Source organism: Treponema bryantii (assembly GCF_900111035.1).
Lineage (GTDB): Bacteria > Spirochaetota > Spirochaetia > Treponematales > Treponemataceae > Treponema_D > Treponema_D bryantii_C.
Map to the genome: position 1 here is coordinate 95,250 of NZ_FOFU01000010.1, position 17,250 is coordinate 112,499.

The window sequence follows — 17,250 nt, forward strand, 5'->3', positions numbered from 1 at the left end:
TTTTTATTTCTGCACAGTAAACTTTTTCAAAGTCCTTCTTGCCAGATGCTCACAAAAAGCCGTGCTAAGCTTTACCGGCATCCCGTCATGCAGAGTTACAGTTACGGTAATATCGCCGTATCTTTTTTCCTCTGCCATTTTTCTTACATACTTTTCAGATTCATCAAGAACCTCATCCAGAGTTACAATCATTTAAGCCCCCTGAACCATAGTGCCGACCCAGTTGTACAAATCAGTTTTTCTAAAAATAAAACGTCTGCCAAAAGTCACATGCGGAATTCTGTTAGCCCTTGCAAGCCGATAAATATAGTCCACGCTAAAACCAAGATAAACCGCAGCTTCTTCTGCAGAAAGCAGATCCAGATTCTCACTTTTTTCCTCAGTCATAAGCACCTCGCGTTAAAATAAAAAGCCATAACGGTATTAAATCCGTTATGGCTAAATCTTAAACCCGAGAAACATCAACAGTGTGTTTGATTATTTCAAGAACTTGTTTGAATGTATAAACAAGTCATTAAATAGTTTTAATGACTTGTTGAAAATAAGAAAAACTAAGCAGAAAGATACTTCTCCCAAGCCCCAGAAATAACGTTTCGCATGTTATTAAACTTCTCCTGCGTATCATGGTCAGAGTAATGCTCAGTCATTACATAACTACGATGGCCCATAATCGCCATTACAGTATCAGTGTCCGCACGCTGTTTCAAAACAGTACAGCAGAAATGACGCAGGCTGTGGAAAACAATATTGCGCTCTTCCCGTTCTGCTTTTGAAACTCCAATCTGTTCCAAAGCTTTATACAAACAGTCAGCATAATATCCAGGCGTTATCGGCATCGAAAAGTCTTTTACAGACCAGAATACGTAACTCAAATCTCCAAAAGCCGGATTCTGTCTTGCGTGGTTCATAAGCTGCAAGGCCAAAGAATGATTAACCGGTAAGTCACGTGTATCTTTGTTCTTGGTAGATTTTAATTTATCCACCTCGCTGTAACTGTGGCGCACATGAATAAAGTCACTTACCACATCAATATCGCAGACACGTAAGCCGCTTATTTCACCGGCACGCAAACCGTAGAAAGCCGCAACCTTAAAGGCAAGTTTTGCAGCCTCGTTCTCCCAGTCAAGTTCAAGAAGCTGGCGAACTTCCTCTTCAGTCGGAATTCCCCGTTCTTCGTTGTCAGCCTTAAAGCGTTCAATTCCTTCAAGCGGATTTGCAGCAATTTTCTTTTGTGCCAAAAGAGTCTTAAAACACTTATTGGCCATGTTTATATTTTTGTTTACAGTCTCACCAGCAAGCTCTTTTTCGTCATGCAAAAAGAAAAAGAAATCATCAAGTTCAGAAAGTTCCAGGTCTTCAATCAGAGCATCGTTTCCAAAATAAGGCTCCCAGTAATTGCGTACATAGGCTCTCATACAAAAGGCATGCTTTTTCGAAATTGAGTGCCCATGCGCCAAACTACGCTTAATAAACTCAGAGTTTTCATAATCCCAGAAGTGGTCCATAGTCTCGCAAAGTAAATGCTTCCCCTCTGCCGTCACTCCCACACTTGGCACAGTACTTGCACAAGCTCTAACAAGCGATTTATCAGCGTTCACAAGGACCGGTTCAGACATAGGAGTCTTTTTTACAACGCATCTTTTCTTGGCTCTAGGCACAGGCATTGCTGCAGAAAGCTCTTTCATAACAGGAGCACTTTCAGCAATTTCAGAAACAAAAGCTTTTTCAGTATTCACAAGGGCCGCAGTTTTTGTAACTGGTGCTTTTGAAATTACAGGAGAGGCATTTCCAAACTTTGCAGAAATCAATTCAATGAGTTTAGAAGCTTCTTCGAATGTAAGGGTATCTACAATGCTTTTTAAGTTCTTCTTTGCCGAGCCCTTAACGGAATTATTAAAAGTTCTGGAATTACTACGACCTTCCGGCACACCTTCTTTAAGCCAGGTAGTAGCAATAGCATAAGCCTCAAATTGGTTTTTAGTATGAGTACTTTTTCCAACACTTTGCCAGCCCGTTTCCGGATCAACAAATACAACTCTGTAATAACCGTGATTGTTTTTAGACAGATAAAACTGACGCATAAAAACCTCCTTCAGAAACTTCATGGTTTTTGAAAAGACCCGTAATTATGCAGTTTTGTATCAACGATAGTACCAAAAACAGTATCATTTTTAGTATCATAATTCGTATCATCTGCATAAAAACAGCAGTTTTTTGCGCCCATTCCATCAGGTAGGGAGGCAAAAATACATAAACAAATCCCCGTAAATCCTTATGACATAAGTATTTACGCATAAAAAAAGCTCTCCAATTAGGAGAGCTTAATTAGAGCGGATGAAGGGAGTCGAACCCTCGTCATCAGCTTGGAAGGCTGAGATAATAAGCCGTTATATGACATCCGCAAATTGTTTCAAGTGACTTGTTGTCGCTTGATGTTTAGTAATATATACTTTTGATGGATTTTGGTCAATATCAAAAAAGGGATTTTTTCAAAAAAAGTTTTATTTTTTTACAAATCTAAAATCTACCTCACCCCTGTTCTTGAAAGTCTGGATTCTGCATGGCTGAGTTTTAAGATTCTCAGCAAACCATTTGATATCACTCGCATAATCTGAAGCAACATATTCTGCATTGTAATTTAATGTAATAGTTTCTGATTTTCCTGTATCAGTAGTTCGTGAAATTGCTCCGTAAAATTTTACAATATCTTCAGCAGCCCTGTAATATCTGTCCAGCTTTCGCTCTGCAAAAAGCCCTTTTAAGAAATCCAGCTGAACCTTCTCTATTTTAAAATGTTCACAACAATTCTCTAAATCAGAATTACCGGCCAGCTTTTTATCATAGAAGAATTCCAATAGTTTACTGCCTTTAATTTTCAAAACACGGCACACAGAATTAAACCATGGAACAGCACGTCCATCATTGTAAAAGACACTGCAGACCTTAGCCAGTTTTTCAGCTTTCTTCATATCTTCAACGCTGAACTTACCATTCTTAATTACATGATAAGGTGGATCTTTTTCCCAAACAAGACCGAGTCCCTCTGCCCTGTCATATAAATCAGTTCCAGGCAAAACAGAAAGACAGAATACTTCAAGATTATTCGGATACAAAGAAAGAGCAAAATCAAGCCCGTCCCGGAAAGAGCCGAAAGTCTCACCCGGTAATCCGAAAATCAGATCAAGACCGAAAGTAACACCCTCTTCATTCAGAATCGAAATACCCTTTAAAAACTTCTTTCTGTCGCATGGACGGTTTACAAGTTTCAAAACTTCATCATTTGCACTCTGTAAACCAATCTGTAATGCACATGGAATCTTAGTAAATTCCCGGGCAAGTTCCCTGTCAATCAATTCAGCTCTGGCTTCAAAATAGTAAAAAGTATCAGGAGTTTTTTCCCTGATCAGTCGAAGCAGCTCCAGAGCTCTCTTTTTATTTATATTATAAGTTGGATCCAGAACAAAAACCTGCGGAACCTTTTTCTTCGAAAACAGTTCAAGCTCAGCCTTTATGCGTTCCATTGGGAAAAGCCTTACAGTTTTTGCTCCCTTAGATTCATAACAATAAGAACACTTATAAGGACAGCCTCTTGCAAGTTCCCACAAAGCACCTTCATATTCCACAGGATCAATAATCCCGTCAAGATAAGGTGAATGAACAAGAGCCAGATCAGGAGATTGAGAAATTATTACTTTGTCTGATTTATTAGACTTATTCAGTATTTGCATAACCAGTAAAGGAACAGTAATTTCACCTTCACCGCTTACAGTGTAATCAAAATCTTTATAGAAAGAAGGATGAGCTGTAATTTCAGGTCCGCCGGCAATTGTAACAGCGCCTTTTGCCTTCAAAAGAGCCGCAGCCCGTCTAAGAATTTCTACATTCCATACAAAACACGAAAAACAGACAATCAGGCCCTCTGAACTTTCACGGCCCTTAGCAATTTCCCAGATTTTCTCTGCTATAAATGCAGCCCTTTTATCAGTATCATCCAGCTTCTTAAAATCATCATCTTCAATACTGAATGCCTTAAGCTGCACCTTTACATTATCCTTAAGCCCCGGCCAGTTCTTAATCGCCGTCGCAATACAAGCCGCCCCGAGCGGCAGAGCCTGCGGAGATTTTTCAATCAGTAAAGTTGTGCAGATTACTGAAACCGCCAATTATTTTCCTTCCTTTACATATTTATCAAGCTGCACATTAGCAAGATTCACTTTCTGAATAACACAAGGACCGGCCACACAGCCGCCTTCGCAGCTCATAACCTCAACAAGGTTACCGTCTTCTTCCTTAGCCTCAACGCGTCCGGCATTTATCTCACCATAATACTTAAGCTTTTTCATACCTTCCTTATCAAGACCGTTAATAACATCAAGCTTCAAAATAGAAGGATCAGTAAGACGACACTTTACAGCTTCAGCAACACCACCAGTTCTTGCAAAATTACGGCCGCTCGCACTCGGAACCTCAGTCTTTACAACAGGTTCAAGTTTACTTACAGCAATTCCTTTAGCTTCAAAGAAAGCTCCGAGCTCTTCGGCCGTAATAACATAATCAACAAGGTCATCATCAAAGCCCTCGCGACGTTTTGCAAGACAAGGACCAACAAAAACAGTCACACACGAAGAATCATCCTTTTTAGCAATTTCAGCCGCATAATGCATAGGACTTCTTGTCTCACTTACACAAGGGTCAAGGTCCGGAACATGAATATGCACCGCCCTCACATAAGCCGAACAGCAAGAAGTTGTCATAAGCTTATCACCGCGCTTCATACGCTCAGTAAACTCAGCCGCTTCTCTGTCCGCAGTAATATCAGCACCAGCTGCAACCTCATATACAGTTGTAAAACCAAGCTGTTCAAAGCCACGCTCAAGCTGCCCCGCACTACACTTAAACTGAGACGCAATCGAAGGTGCATACATCACACTCACACGTCTTCCATTCATAATGTGCTTGATAACATCCACAAGCTGGCTCTTATCCATCATAGCGCCGAATGGACATTCCCTCATACATTTACCGCAGTAAATACACTTGTGAAAATCAATAACTTCATGACCGTCTTCGCCTTTAGAAATAGCTCCTACAGGACACGCAGCTTCACACGGAACAGTAATTTTAATAATCGCATGATAAGGACAGTTCTGTTCACAAAGTCCGCAGTGAATACATTTATCTGCATCAATATGTGCATGATGAACAATATGAATCGCCTTTTTAGGACAGTTTACCATACAAGGACGGGCAAAACATCCCTGACACGCATTAGTAACCATAAAGTTCTGCTTAACACAACCGTTACAGGCCTCGTGTAAAACAGTAATCATAGGCCAGGTTGGTTTTTCACGCGACAAAGCTTCCCGCGCATAATCATCAAGATCATTCAAATCATTATAGTTCTCAACCGAAATACCCATTCTCGCAAGCAGACGCATTCTTAAAAGCTCGCGGTCATGATAAATACAGCATCCAATAGGAGCCGTACCGGCAGGCCTCATTTCAGTCGGGATTTTATTTATTTTTCGGGAATCAAGTTCACCATCAAGTTGAAGTTTTGCAATTCTAACAAGAAGTTCTTTTTTTACATTATTCGCGTTATTATTTATGTTCATTCTTCTATTATATAGATTTATCTGAAGAGGGAAAAGCCATATGAAGGGGAAAGACTTCCCCTCGCTCCAACCGCCTCCGGCGTTTTCCGCTACCCCTTCCAGCGGGGACACCCCGCAACGCCCCGTCCCTATCCCCAGCCCTCCATACAAAATAATTATCATTTTTTATTTGCACTAACATCATTTATAAACTAGAATGATACTGTATGAGTTTTAATTCTTTTAATCAGAAATTTTTCCCGTCTCAGGACATTCTCGATAAATGTCCAATGCGCGAACGTGAACAGCTTTCAATGCTGGTCGGTGCAAATATCGTATTTATGATAATGTTCGGACTTTTTGGACTTGTACTCTTCATCTTCAAATACTTTATAGTAGGAACAGGTGGATTACTTCTTTTAGCATTCTTCATTTCTTCACTATACTTTATAAAGAAAGGCCATATTCATTTAGGCTCCTGGATTACCACCTCCGCGATAATGGTAATAGCCGCCATAGAATGTTATGGAGCGCCTTTTTCAATCACAAATTACTTACCTTACAGAGACAGTTGTTTCATTGCAGTAATGGGTGTCTGTAATTATGTAATTTCTTTAAGACGCCGTCAGATGCATAGTTTCTTCACATTCGGACTCATTCTCTGGTTTGTAACTAATGCCACTGTATACCGACCAATTTATATTGCAAATAAGAATATAGCAGTAATGAATATTCTTATCTGTACACTTGCAATTTTAGTTTCAAATATCTGTCTTCTGCTTTTCGACAGTTTTACAAGACGCGTAGTTACCCGTGCAGAAGAGAACGAAAATAAATCCTCTCTTGCCCTTTCAAAAATCTCAAATGTAATTATTGAAACTGCAGAAGGACTTAATATCGGTAAACAGCTTTCAGAATCTACAAATAAAGCTTCATCCAGTGTTTCAGAAATCCGTGAATTGTATAATTACATCAATACTGAAACTACAACCTTAAGTTCAGAAGCAATTACAATTAAAGACTCAAGCTATCAGATCAATGACAAAGCAGAACAGATGAAAAAGAGCGTTCAGAGCCAGAGCGATGCTATTTCAACAACCTCTGCAGCTCTTACAGAAATGTCTGCCAGTCTTACAAATATCAGCAGTATTGCAAATGATCAGAGAGCCGGAATGAATTCCCTTGTACAGAACCTCGACTCTCAGATGAAGCTTCTTCAGGATCTTGTAAACGATATGATGAAGGTAAAGGAATCTTCAGACAAAGTTTCAACCTTCGTAGAAGCCGTAAATAAGATTGCTTCTCAGACAGGTCTTCTTGCCATGAACGCCTCAATCGAAGCAGCTCATGCCGGAACTCTTGGAAAGGGTTTCTCAGTTATCGCCCAGGAAATCCGTAAACTTTCAGAAGAAACTTCTAAAAATGCCCAGAAGATTACAGATACACTCGAAGAAAACGGTACAATCGTAAATGCTACATCAGAATCTGTAATTTCATTCTCTGAATATACAAAGACAACTACAGACACACTCCGCAAAACAATCCGCGTTATGGAAGAAATTCTTTCCGGAGTTTCGGAAATCGATACCGGAACCCGCGATGTAATGAATGCACTTACACGTATTGTTGATGATGCGAACACAAATACCCGTCTTGCAGAAGGAGTTGCCACAGAAATCATTCAGCAGAACACTGCCCTTCAGAATATTTCCAGCGGTACAGAACAGCTTCAGCAAAAGGTAAGCAGTCTTGAAAATCTTTTGAACAACATTCGTAATGCTATTGATGAAATTGATGCAAATGCTTCTGCTAATGCTGCAGTTGCCGAAAAGATTTCCGGAGCATTGTGTTAGTTTATTGATATAACTTGATTCTTTTCCTCTCGTTTTTCTATTAACAAAAAACGTTTAATAGATTATAATTAAAAAGATATATTAGGCTTAATATATTCATTATAGTATTTAAATAGATATATTTATTTTGATAGGAGACAGAAATATGTCAAGAAAAATTACAATCATCGGTGCAGGACAGGTTGGATCAACTGTTGCCTATGCTCTTACTTTGAAGCAGATTGCTTCAGAAATCGTCATCATCGACATTATTAAAGAAAAAGCTATGGGAGAAGCAATGGATATCCGCCAGGGTACTCCTTTCATTGGCCCAGTTTACGTTCACGATGGTGATTATGAAGATGCAAAGGATTCCGACATCGTAGTATTCACTTCTGGTGTTGGCCGCAAACCTGGACAGTCACGTCTTGACCTTACACAGACTAACGTTGATATCACAAAGTCTGTAATTCCTCAGATTACTAAGGCTGCTCCTAACGCCCTTTATGTTATTGTTGCAAACCCTGTTGATATTCTTACATATCAGTTTGTAAAAACTGCCGGTATTCCTGCTAACCGCATTTTCGGTACAGGTACTATGCTTGATACTGCTCGTTTCCGCGCTCGTATTGCAGAAACATACAAAGTAGCTCAGGAAAACGTACACGGATACGTATTCGGTGAGCACGGAGATTCTTCTTTCGTACCTTGGTCTCTTGCAAATATCGGTTCTATCCCGGTAGATTCATTTGCTAAATCATACCACGGACCAAAACTTCCAGACTTCGATAAGAACGACGTAGAAGACTATATCCGCAAGTCAGGTGGAATCATCATTGCTGCTAAGAAATGTACAAACTATGCTATCGGTGTTACAACAGCTACTCTCTGTGAAGCTTTGAACTACGAAACTGATTCAGTTCTTACAATTTCTTCTATGCTCGATGGCGAATACGGAATTAAGGATGTATGTCTTTCTATCCCAACAATCATCGGTGCAAACGGAATTAAGGGACGCCTCGAAGCTCCTCTTACAGATTCAGAAATTGAATCTCTCCGCCACAGTGCAGAATGTCTCAAAGACGTTATTAAACAGGTAAACTTCTAATATAATATTAATCGTCATTGCGAGCGTAGCGAAGCAATCCATTTAATATAGATTGCTTCGTCACAAAGTTCCTCGCAATGACAATTTTTTTTAAGGATGAAAACTATGGAATACAAAATTGAACATGACTCAATGGGTGAAGTAAAAGTTCCAGCAGATAAATACTGGGGCGCTCAGACTGAACGCAGTCACGAAAACTTCGAAATTGGTGTTGGCATTGAAACAATGCCACGTGAAATAACAAAGGCTTTCGGTTACCTCAAAAAGGCAGCTGCAATGGCAAACAATGCCCTCAAGCCTGAGAAAATGACAAAGGAAAAGCTTTCTGCAATTAAAAAGGCTTGTGATGAAGTAATCGCCGGCAAACTCAACGATCACTTCCCACTCGTTGTATGGCAGACAGGTTCTGGTACACAGAGCAACATGAATGCAAACGAAGTTATCGCTAACCGCGCTAACGAAATTGCAGGTAAAAAACTCTGTCATCCAAACGATGATATCAACATGAGTCAGTCTTCAAACGATACCTTCCCTACTGCACTCCACATTTCTGCAGTATGTGCTATCGAAGACAAGCTCTTCCCAGCTATCGACACTCTGGTAGAAACTTTCAAGAAACTTGAAAAAGAAAATATGAAGATTGTAAAGAGTGGTCGTACACACCTTCAGGATGCTGTACCTATTTCTTTCGGTCAGGAAATTTCCGGCTGGAGAACTTCTCTTGAGCAGGATAAAAAGATGCTCCAGTCTTCACTTCCATTCCTTAAGCAACTCGCTCTCGGTGGTACAGCTGTAGGAACTGGTTTGAACGCACCTAAGGGCTTTGACAAAAAGGTTGCTGAATGTGTATCTGAACTCACTGGAAAGAAGTTTGTTACAGCACCTAACAAGTTCCACGCTCTTACTTCTAAAGACGAATTAGTATATGCACACGGAGCAATCAAGGCTCTTGCTGCAGATATGATGAAGATTGCTAACGACGTTCGCTGGCTCGCATCTGGTCCTCGTGATGGTCTTGGAGAAATCCGTATTCCTGAAAACGAGCCGGGTTCATCAATCATGCCGGGAAAAGTAAACCCAACACAGTGTGAAGCTGTAACAATGGTTGCAGTTCAGGTAATGGGTAACGATGCTGCTATCGGCTTCGCAGCATCTCAGGGTAACTTTGAATTGAACGTATTCATGCCTGTTATCGCTTACAACTTTATTCAGAGTGCACGTCTTCTTGCAGAAGCTATGCTTTCTTTCAACAAGAATTGTGCAGTTGGAATTAAGGCAGACAAGGCTAAGATGCATCATAACCTTTACAACTCTTTAATGCTCGTAACAGCATTGAACCCATATATCGGTTATGAAAACGCTGCTAAAACAGCTCACAAAGCATTTGATGAAAACATTTCATTGAAGGATGCCTGCGTAGGACTTGGATTCCTCACAGCTGCAGAATTTGATAAAGTATTCAAGCCGGAAGCAATGGCCTTCCCACAGAAATAGCCAGTAATCGAAGAACCTAAACCGGGCTGCGACAGCGGGCCGGTTTAGGTTCTTCGAAAGAATGATTCAGAGACAAGCTGTGCTTGCCGACCTTCAGTAATTATTATTTATTTTAAGGATAATTTATTGAAACAGAAACTACCAGTAATAATTCTTCTTTGTATTTCACTTGTTCTTCTCACCTTTATAACTCCATCTTTTTTACATAATAAGAAACATGAAATATCCAATAATCAGCTTGTTGCTTCTCATATTTACGGACTCATTGCCGGAAATATTGAACGACCAATCGGTATTTCAACTGGTTTAAGTTCAGATGAATTCCTTGTACGCACCCTTGAGCAGGAAGAAAACATACCTGAAAACATTATGGAAGAAATGATGTCTTCTTTCCTTGGTGCAGTAAAAAATCAGTTTGGTTATGATGCTTCATTTGTTGTTTCAGAAAAAACAAAACGCTACTACACTCCTACTGGAATTGCTAAAATCGTAAACCCTCAGGAAGATCCTTATGATAACTGGTATCAGATGTTCCTTGATACAAATCTTCCTATTCAGCTTGAAACAGACCGCGATCAGTTATTTGATTGGCGCTGGAGTATTTTTATAAACGCACGTATTGTTGATTCCAATGGCACAACCTTAGGTATCTGTGGAATTGCTCTTTCAATGGAAGACTGGCAGAAAATGCTTTTAGCTGTTGAAAAAGAATACAAAGTAAAAATCAATCTTATCGATACACAAGGTCTTGTGCAGATTGATACAGATTTTAATAATATAAAGAATGCATACCTTTCAGAAGCAATTTCTGATCATGCTTCCGAAAAAGAATTTACCCATACAGATAAAGCTGGCCACGGTTACCGCATGACCCGTTTTATGCCTAACTTAAAATGGTATCTTGTTGTTCAGGGTAAAAATGAAATTGAAGCACAGTTTGCAGGTGCTTCTATAATTCTTGTAATTTATATTCTCCTTTTTGTTTGTCTTTTCTTATCATTATTTGATACTAATAAAAAGTATAAACAGCATGAATTTGTTATAAAATCGACAAGTCCTGTAGATGAATTAACAAAACTTCCAAATCGTAATTATCTGAAAGAGGCTTATGGAGAACTCGGAGTATTTAATACTACCCGTTATAAATCTCTCTCAGTTTTTGATATTGATCATTTTAAGGTAATAAACGACGAGCGCGATGGCGACAAAATTGTTCTTGGAATTGTAGAAATCGCTAAGGAACTTCTTGATGACAGAGGAATTCTATTCCGCTGGTCAGGAGATGAATTTGTTTTATTCATGGAAATGGAAATTGATGAAGCTGAAAATCAAATGAAAGCTCTCTGTGAAAAAGCAAAGGAAAAACTTGATATAACAGTTTCTGTTGGTCTTGTAAAAGTTGATCTTTCAGTTTCTATCAAAATAAATTATTACCGTGCCGTGCAAAACTGCTATGCAATTAAAGAAGCTGGTGGAAATGGCGTTGGAAGGCAATGAGAGAAAAATCTTCGAACCTTCTTAAAAATCAGACTGTAATACTGATACTCTCCAGTATAGCTCTTACCTTTTTAGTAACTGCCTTAATCCTTATTGCTCAATCGCACACACTTTTACTTAAAAATTATACAAATGCAATTTATCTTGAATCAGAAAAGAAATCCCTCGAACTGAATTATTTTTTTAATACTGCAGAAGATATTGTAGCTGGCTGGAAGAAATATATTCTCATGAATCTTGATGAAAAGAAATTCCAGGATGAAAAAAACTATGAAAATGATTTTTTGAGAGATTTATCTACAAAAATGGCTTCAGACGTTGTAAATGAAAAAGGAGTTGTCTGTACCTTTTTCCGTCTTGAAGCGGAAACCTATGGACCTACTCGAGGTATATTCCTCATCGGTGGATATCAGAAAACTTATGTAAGTGTTCGTCTGACAGATCTTTCAAAATATTCACCAACAGATACAGATCATGTCGGCTGGTATTATCTTCCTATCTGGAACAAAAGCCCGGTATGGACTTCTCCCTATGATAATGAAAATCTCCGCCAGAAAATTATTTCTTACAGTGTTCCTGTATATAAAAACGGTAAACTTCTCGGAGTTTTAGGAATTGATTTAAGTCTTGCAATCATTGAAAATATTGTACATTCCCTTAAAATTGATAACTCTACAGGACTTCTTTTTGGAAAAGAACAGAATCATATTCATTTATATAAAAAAGAAGAAATGTCTAATTCCGTTGAACGCTCTGTAGACATTGCAACCATGATGGAACAATTCCGAAAGGCAGATAGCAAAAAACTCACCAGATTCACCTGGGAAGGAAAAAAGCATTTTGGAATCTTAAAACAACTTGATAATGGAATGACTTACATAACGGCAATTACTCAGGATGAGGCTATGCAGCTGATTAACGGTCAGATAAATTCCCTCATCATAATATTTTTGTTTGTCTGTTTAATTACTTCCCTGCTCTTCTTTTTCTTAAAGCGTAAAATTATCATTCCATTTAATATCTTATTCAAAACAACAAACCGTCTTGCACGTGGAGAATTATACGTAGATATTCCATATACTTCGGATAATGAAATTGGAACTCTCACAAATAATATCCGTATGATGACTACTCAGATGAAAGAATACATTGAGTACATCAGTGAGCAGACAAAAAAAGAACGTGCTGCAAAGGAAGCTGCTCTTACCGAAAGTCAGATAAACGCTGCTGCCTCACAGGCAAAAAGTGCATTCCTTGCAAATATGAGCCACGAAATTAGAACCCCAATAAATGCAGTACTCGGCATGAATGAAATGATTCTTCGAGAATCTAAAGATAAAGCAATTATCGGTTATTCATCGAATATCAAAATAGCCGGGGTAAACCTTCTTTCCATTGTAAATGACATTCTCGACTTCTCTAAAATCGAAGCCGGCAAAATGGAACTTATTCCAGATAACTATGAAGTTTCTTCAATGATTATAGACCTTTTAAATATGACACGAGACCGTGCAAAAGCTAAAGGCCTTAAATTTAATCTGAATGTAAACTCTTCACTTCCTAAAACCTTATATGGAGACAGCATCCGTATAAAGCAGTGTATTATAAATCTTCTTACTAACGCAATTAAATATACAAAAGAAGGTTCCGTAACTTTTGAAATTGATTTCAAAAAACAAGATGATGACAACATTCTTCTTAAAGTAAATGTAAAAGACACCGGCTGCGGTATAAAAACAGAAGACATAGATAAACTCTATAAACCTTTCGAGCGAATTGATGAAATAAAACACAGAACCATTGAAGGAACAGGTCTTGGAATAAGCATTGTAAACAGACTTCTTGATATGATGGGAAGTATGCTTAAAGTAAAGACAATTTACGGCAAAGGCTCAGATTTCTCTTTTGAAATTAAACAGAAAGTTGCTGACTGGACAGCCGTTGGTGATATCAATGAAGCTTATGAAGAAAGCGTTATGGAGATGGCAGATTATAAAGAAAAGCTTCATGCCCCAAAAGCAAAACTTTTATTTGTTGATGATACAGAAATGAATCTTGATGTCGTTAAGGGCCTTCTCAAAAACACTGGAATTACAGTTGATACAGCTCTTAGTGGTAAACAGGCACTCGAAGCAATCAAAACTACAAAATACGATATTCTTTTTATTGATCATAGAATGCCCGAAATGGATGGTATAGAAACCCTTCATGCAATGAAAGAAATGTCAGACAATCTTTGTGCCGGAAAACCTTGTATTGCTTTAACTGCAAATGCTATTAGTGGTGTCAAAAAAATGTATCTTGAAGAAGGTTTTGATGATTATCTTTCTAAACCTGTAAATCCGGCAAAACTCGAAGAAATGATTCGCCGTTATCTTCCTGAAGATTATATTGAAGCAGCCCCAGAAGAAGAAAATGAAACTTCAGTCAATACTGAAAATACAACAGAAACTTCCGAAGTAATTCGAACACTTTCAAATATAGAAGGTTTTGATATTTCTGAGGCCATCAGATTCACAGGATCTGAAGAAGTTCTATTATCTACAATAAAGCAATACTATACTTCAATGGATCAGAAGGCACAGGAATTACAGCAATACTTTGAAGCTGAAGACTGGAAAAATTATGAAATTAAAGTTCATGCACTAAAAAGTACTTCCCGTCTTATTGGTGCAAAAGAGCTTTCCAAACTTGCAGAACATTTGGAAAAGTGTGCAAATAATAATACAGTATCTGAAATACAGGAAAAACATAAGCCGCTTTTTGATCTGTTTTTGAGTTATAAAGAAAAACTTGCCCCTCTTGTAAAAGAAGAAAAAAATCAGACACCAGCAAAAGAAATTTCACAGGAAGAATTATCAGAGAAAATCAAGTTTCTTCTAGACTATGCCAATGATTTTGATATTGATGGTCTGGATTCTCTTATTTCTGAATTATCTTCTGTTCAACTCCCCTTTGATTTTTCACAAAAATTTGATAAAATTAAAACCAGTGTTGAAAATGTTGATTTTAAAGAACTAAGAAATTTACTTTCTGAATGGAGCAATAATAAATGATGGATGAGCTTTTTATAGTTGGTGATTCTTCTCGTCTTGTTGTAAAGAATCTTATAAATCAGTTCAATGCTACAGACCTTAAAATAAATGTTTTTGCTCCAACTAACGAAGATGTAGACAGACTTCCAAACTATTCAATTCAGCTTCTTATTCTTCTTTCAGATAACATTGAATTTAATATCATTAGAAAGATTGTTGTTTACCAGAAAAAATATGATTATCATTTATGTTTTGTCGGTAAAATGACAACCATTTCTCTGGAAGATAATAATTTTTTCAACAAGATTCCTTCTATTAAATTAGAATCCTACACTATTGATATTGAAAATCTTCTGGAACTGATGGAAAGAAATAATGTCAGCAAGAAACATATTCTTGTTGTAGATGACGAGCCTATTATTCTCAGAAGTATAAAAGTCTGGCTTGGTGATGATTTTCATTTATCACTTGTCAGCTCAGGTGAAATGGCACTTGAATTCCTTGATATGCATCCTGTTGATCTTGTTCTGCTGGATTATAAAATGCCGACTATGGATGGACCAAAGGTTCTGGAAGCAATCAGAAGTGATAAAAGACTTGCTAACCTGCCTGTTATTTTCCTTACAGCAAACAATGACAGACAGAGTGTAATAAACGCAATGCAGTTAAAACCAGATGGTTATATTCTCAAGAGCAAGGCTCCAGACGAAATTAAAGAAGCCGTTGTCGACTTCTTTAAAAATCGTATCATAAAAGTTTAACGGCTCAGCCAGAAAACTTTTCCTCTGAAGTCTCCGTCAAGTTCTGAACCAAACGTCTCTTTCAATTTCCAGTTTGAAAGTAACTCTGATAAAACTTTTGAAACATCTGCCTGAACATCTGCATTTTCAAATGTATGAACAATCAGTAATGCCTCATTTCCATATTCACGGAGAACAATCTGCCAGCCTTCCGGATTCAGATAATCTTTAACATTTGTCTGAATTAAACTTGTATATCCATTTTTGATGATATGACTTACTTTACCATAGAAATCTATAGCTTTAAGGGCCTGATTCCATTTATCATCAGCTAAATCAAAAATCTCACCAGAAAGACAAAGTCTGCCTAAAAAGCCTGAGGTAAGTACAAAGTTTATGCGGTGAATGTCTGCATCTGCACGAAGTACAGCCCAGATCTGACTCTGTTCAGGACGAATAAGTCTGTGAAGATTTGCTGCAACTAAAGGAATGTCTTTTGCTTCATGGGCATCAGAAAAACTTGCCTGACTCACAAGTTCCATCATTGAAGGTTCAAGACGGTGTCCTCCACTTGCACAGTTTTCAATAACAAGTTCCGGCATTTCTTTTGCTATATGACGGAAATATTCCTGACTTTGACAAACACATTCACGAAGGTTTTCGCCAAGGCTTTCCTCGCCATCAACACCCTGGCCGATATTTTCATTATAATCAACCTTCAGATATCCCATCTGGCATTCTTTAAGAAGTCCTAAAACTTTTTCGTCCAGATAATTCCATACCCATTTCTGCCTCATATCCCAGAAGCGTCGTGCCCCTACTGTTACCAGGTAATTATCGCGTTTGAGTACGTGGTCAGTTTCATTAAAAGCACCGGCTACAGTTCCAACATTTTCAAACTCAAACCAGATTCCAGGAATCAGACCATGCGAACGAATCATATCTGCAGCAGACTTAATTCCTTCTGGAAAAAGCTTTTTGCTTGGAATCCAGTCACCAGCTGCATCAAACCAGTTTTCAACTCCATCTGGCTTATACCATCCGCAGTCAATTACAAGATATTTGACTCCACTTCCATCAAGTTTTTCTGCAGTCTTAGTAAGATTTTCTATTGAAGGATTTCCCCATGTAGTGCAGTATTCGTTGAAAATTACAGGCAAGTCTTTATCAACCTCAGCAATCCGAGGCTTTTGAGCCTTTACAAGCAGATCACAGACTTCTTCAAGTGACGAGCCTTCTGCTATTACCGCCTTAGGAGTTTTGAACTTTTCTCCAGGTGTTAACTTTTTTGTCCAGTTTCCAAAGTCACGGTCTGCAAGTCCGCCCTGCACGTTTATATCATCTGTATTTCTGAATATCTCAATCTGCCAGCTGGATGCACAATAAAGCTGAATACCAGTGAATTTCTTTTCTACCGAGTTTTCCAGAACCAGGAACGGGAACCACTTACGCACCGGCATTGAACCAATCTGCCCGAACTTTTCAATTCTAAAACCATGATTAGCCCAGGAACGTTCCATATTCATGTCTGTTAAATCCTGAGAAAGCAGTTTACCTTCTGCACTCCAGAAAGCTGTTGCCCGATGTATTCTGTCTGCTTTAAGTCCTTTTAATGCAAAACTTGAAAGCAATTCTATATAAGCATCTGAAGTGCCGTTATTTTTAATTTCTGTAAAGCATTCATAAACTTTTTCATTTTTGTTATGAATTGATTTTACTTTAATTCCATTCTTTCCTTCGAAACAGGTTTCATTTTCTGATTCAACTGTTTTTTTACATTCACGAACAGACTCACTCTGAGAAAGTGTATGTCCGTTTCCATATCCATTATTATAAGAGTCGCCTCTAAGGCGCCATTCTGCATAAAATTCCATGTTTATATTATAAATCTTAATGATTAAAAAAATAGAACGAAAGTCTGAAATTGATTGAACGTTTAACTAATTTTTA

The 17,250-nt window shown here is 38.2% G+C and carries 12 protein-coding genes and 1 tRNA gene; 6 read left to right on the forward strand and 7 right to left on the reverse strand.

What is annotated here, in order from left to right; all coding sequences use genetic code 11:
- Positions 1-3 precede the first annotated feature (3 nt).
- The 6 genes from BMY21_RS13635 to BMY21_RS13665 form a co-directional block, all read right to left on the reverse strand.
- Complete coding sequence (locus BMY21_RS13635; RefSeq protein WP_074645096.1) at positions 4-192, reverse strand: hypothetical protein; 189 nt, start codon at positions 190-192, stop codon at positions 4-6.
- Positions 193-387, reverse strand: coding sequence for a helix-turn-helix domain-containing protein (locus BMY21_RS13640; protein ID WP_074645098.1), 195 nt, complete (start codon positions 385-387; stop codon positions 193-195).
- A gap of 164 nt (positions 388-551) precedes the next feature.
- Positions 552-2,081: a tyrosine-type recombinase/integrase gene (locus tag BMY21_RS13645; protein WP_074645100.1), complete on the reverse strand. Its 1,530-nt coding sequence runs from the start codon at positions 2,079-2,081 to the stop codon at positions 552-554.
- Between the two features lie 248 nt (positions 2,082-2,329).
- Positions 2,330-2,402 (reverse strand) — tRNA-Gly (locus BMY21_RS13655).
- A 99-nt stretch (positions 2,403-2,501) separates the two neighbouring features.
- On the reverse strand, positions 2,502-4,163 hold the full coding sequence (locus BMY21_RS13660; RefSeq protein WP_074645103.1) for a B12-binding domain-containing radical SAM protein: 1,662 nt from the start codon (positions 4,161-4,163) through the stop codon (positions 2,502-2,504).
- Positions 4,164-5,615, reverse strand: a complete 1,452-nt coding sequence (locus BMY21_RS13665; RefSeq protein WP_074645105.1) for a monomeric [FeFe] hydrogenase — start codon at positions 5,613-5,615, stop codon at positions 4,164-4,166. It lies immediately after the preceding gene.
- A gap of 206 nt (positions 5,616-5,821) precedes the next feature.
- Between BMY21_RS13665 and BMY21_RS13670 the strand changes: the two genes are divergently transcribed.
- The 6 genes from BMY21_RS13670 to BMY21_RS13695 all read left to right on the forward strand — a co-directional run bounded on the left by BMY21_RS13670 (position 5,822) and on the right by BMY21_RS13695 (position 15,321).
- The gene (locus BMY21_RS13670; RefSeq protein ID WP_074645107.1) at positions 5,822-7,447 is read left to right on the forward strand and encodes a methyl-accepting chemotaxis protein; all 1,626 of its coding nucleotides are present in this window, start codon (positions 5,822-5,824) and stop codon (positions 7,445-7,447) included.
- Positions 7,448-7,592: 145 nt separating this feature from the next.
- Positions 7,593-8,534: an L-lactate dehydrogenase gene (locus BMY21_RS13675; protein WP_074645108.1), complete on the forward strand. Its 942-nt coding sequence runs from the start codon at positions 7,593-7,595 to the stop codon at positions 8,532-8,534.
- Positions 8,535-8,639: 105 nt separating this feature from the next.
- A complete protein-coding gene (fumC, locus tag BMY21_RS13680) occupies positions 8,640-10,028 on the forward strand; it encodes a class II fumarate hydratase (protein ID WP_074645110.1) in 1,389 nt (462 codons plus the stop codon).
- Between the two features lie 126 nt (positions 10,029-10,154).
- The gene (locus tag BMY21_RS13685) at positions 10,155-11,525 is read left to right on the forward strand and encodes a sensor domain-containing diguanylate cyclase (protein WP_074645112.1); all 1,371 of its coding nucleotides are present in this window, start codon (positions 10,155-10,157) and stop codon (positions 11,523-11,525) included.
- Positions 11,522-14,581 carry a hybrid sensor histidine kinase/response regulator gene (locus tag BMY21_RS13690; protein WP_074645114.1) on the forward strand — a complete coding sequence of 1,020 codons (3,060 nt, stop codon included), beginning with the start codon at positions 11,522-11,524 and terminating at the stop codon, positions 14,579-14,581. The genes BMY21_RS13685 and BMY21_RS13690 overlap by 4 nt, the downstream gene beginning before the upstream one ends.
- Complete coding sequence (locus tag BMY21_RS13695; protein WP_074645115.1) at positions 14,578-15,321, forward strand: response regulator; 744 nt, start codon at positions 14,578-14,580, stop codon at positions 15,319-15,321. The genes BMY21_RS13690 and BMY21_RS13695 overlap by 4 nt, the downstream gene beginning before the upstream one ends.
- Here the strand turns inward: BMY21_RS13695 and BMY21_RS13700 are convergent.
- Positions 15,318-17,174, reverse strand: coding sequence for a glycoside hydrolase family 36 protein (locus BMY21_RS13700; RefSeq protein ID WP_074645117.1), 1,857 nt, complete (start codon positions 17,172-17,174; stop codon positions 15,318-15,320). The two genes, BMY21_RS13695 and BMY21_RS13700, sit on opposite strands and share 4 nt — an antisense overlap.
- Positions 17,175-17,250 lie beyond the last annotated feature (76 nt).

Excerpts from the sequence above, each read along its gene's own strand:
- BMY21_RS13635 (WP_074645096.1), bottom strand. The coding sequence starts at position 192 with ATGATTGTAACTCTGGATGAGGTTCTTGATGAATCTGAAAAGTATGTA.
- BMY21_RS13640 (WP_074645098.1), bottom strand. The coding sequence starts at position 387 with ATGACTGAGGAAAAAAGTGAGAATCTGGATCTGCTTTCTGCAGAAGAA.
- BMY21_RS13645 (WP_074645100.1), bottom strand. The coding sequence starts at position 2,081 with ATGCGTCAGTTTTATCTGTCTAAAAACAATCACGGTTATTACAGAGTT.
- BMY21_RS13665 (WP_074645105.1), bottom strand. The coding sequence starts at position 5,615 with ATGAACATAAATAATAACGCGAATAATGTAAAAAAAGAACTTCTTGTT.
- BMY21_RS13670 (WP_074645107.1), top strand. The coding sequence starts at position 5,822 with ATGAGTTTTAATTCTTTTAATCAGAAATTTTTCCCGTCTCAGGACATT.
- BMY21_RS13675 (WP_074645108.1), top strand. The coding sequence starts at position 7,593 with ATGTCAAGAAAAATTACAATCATCGGTGCAGGACAGGTTGGATCAACT.
- fumC (WP_074645110.1), top strand. The coding sequence starts at position 8,640 with ATGGAATACAAAATTGAACATGACTCAATGGGTGAAGTAAAAGTTCCA.
- BMY21_RS13690 (WP_074645114.1), top strand. The coding sequence starts at position 11,522 with ATGAGAGAAAAATCTTCGAACCTTCTTAAAAATCAGACTGTAATACTG.
- BMY21_RS13695 (WP_074645115.1), top strand. The coding sequence starts at position 14,578 with ATGATGGATGAGCTTTTTATAGTTGGTGATTCTTCTCGTCTTGTTGTA.
- BMY21_RS13700 (WP_074645117.1), bottom strand. The coding sequence starts at position 17,174 with ATGGAATTTTATGCAGAATGGCGCCTTAGAGGCGACTCTTATAATAAT.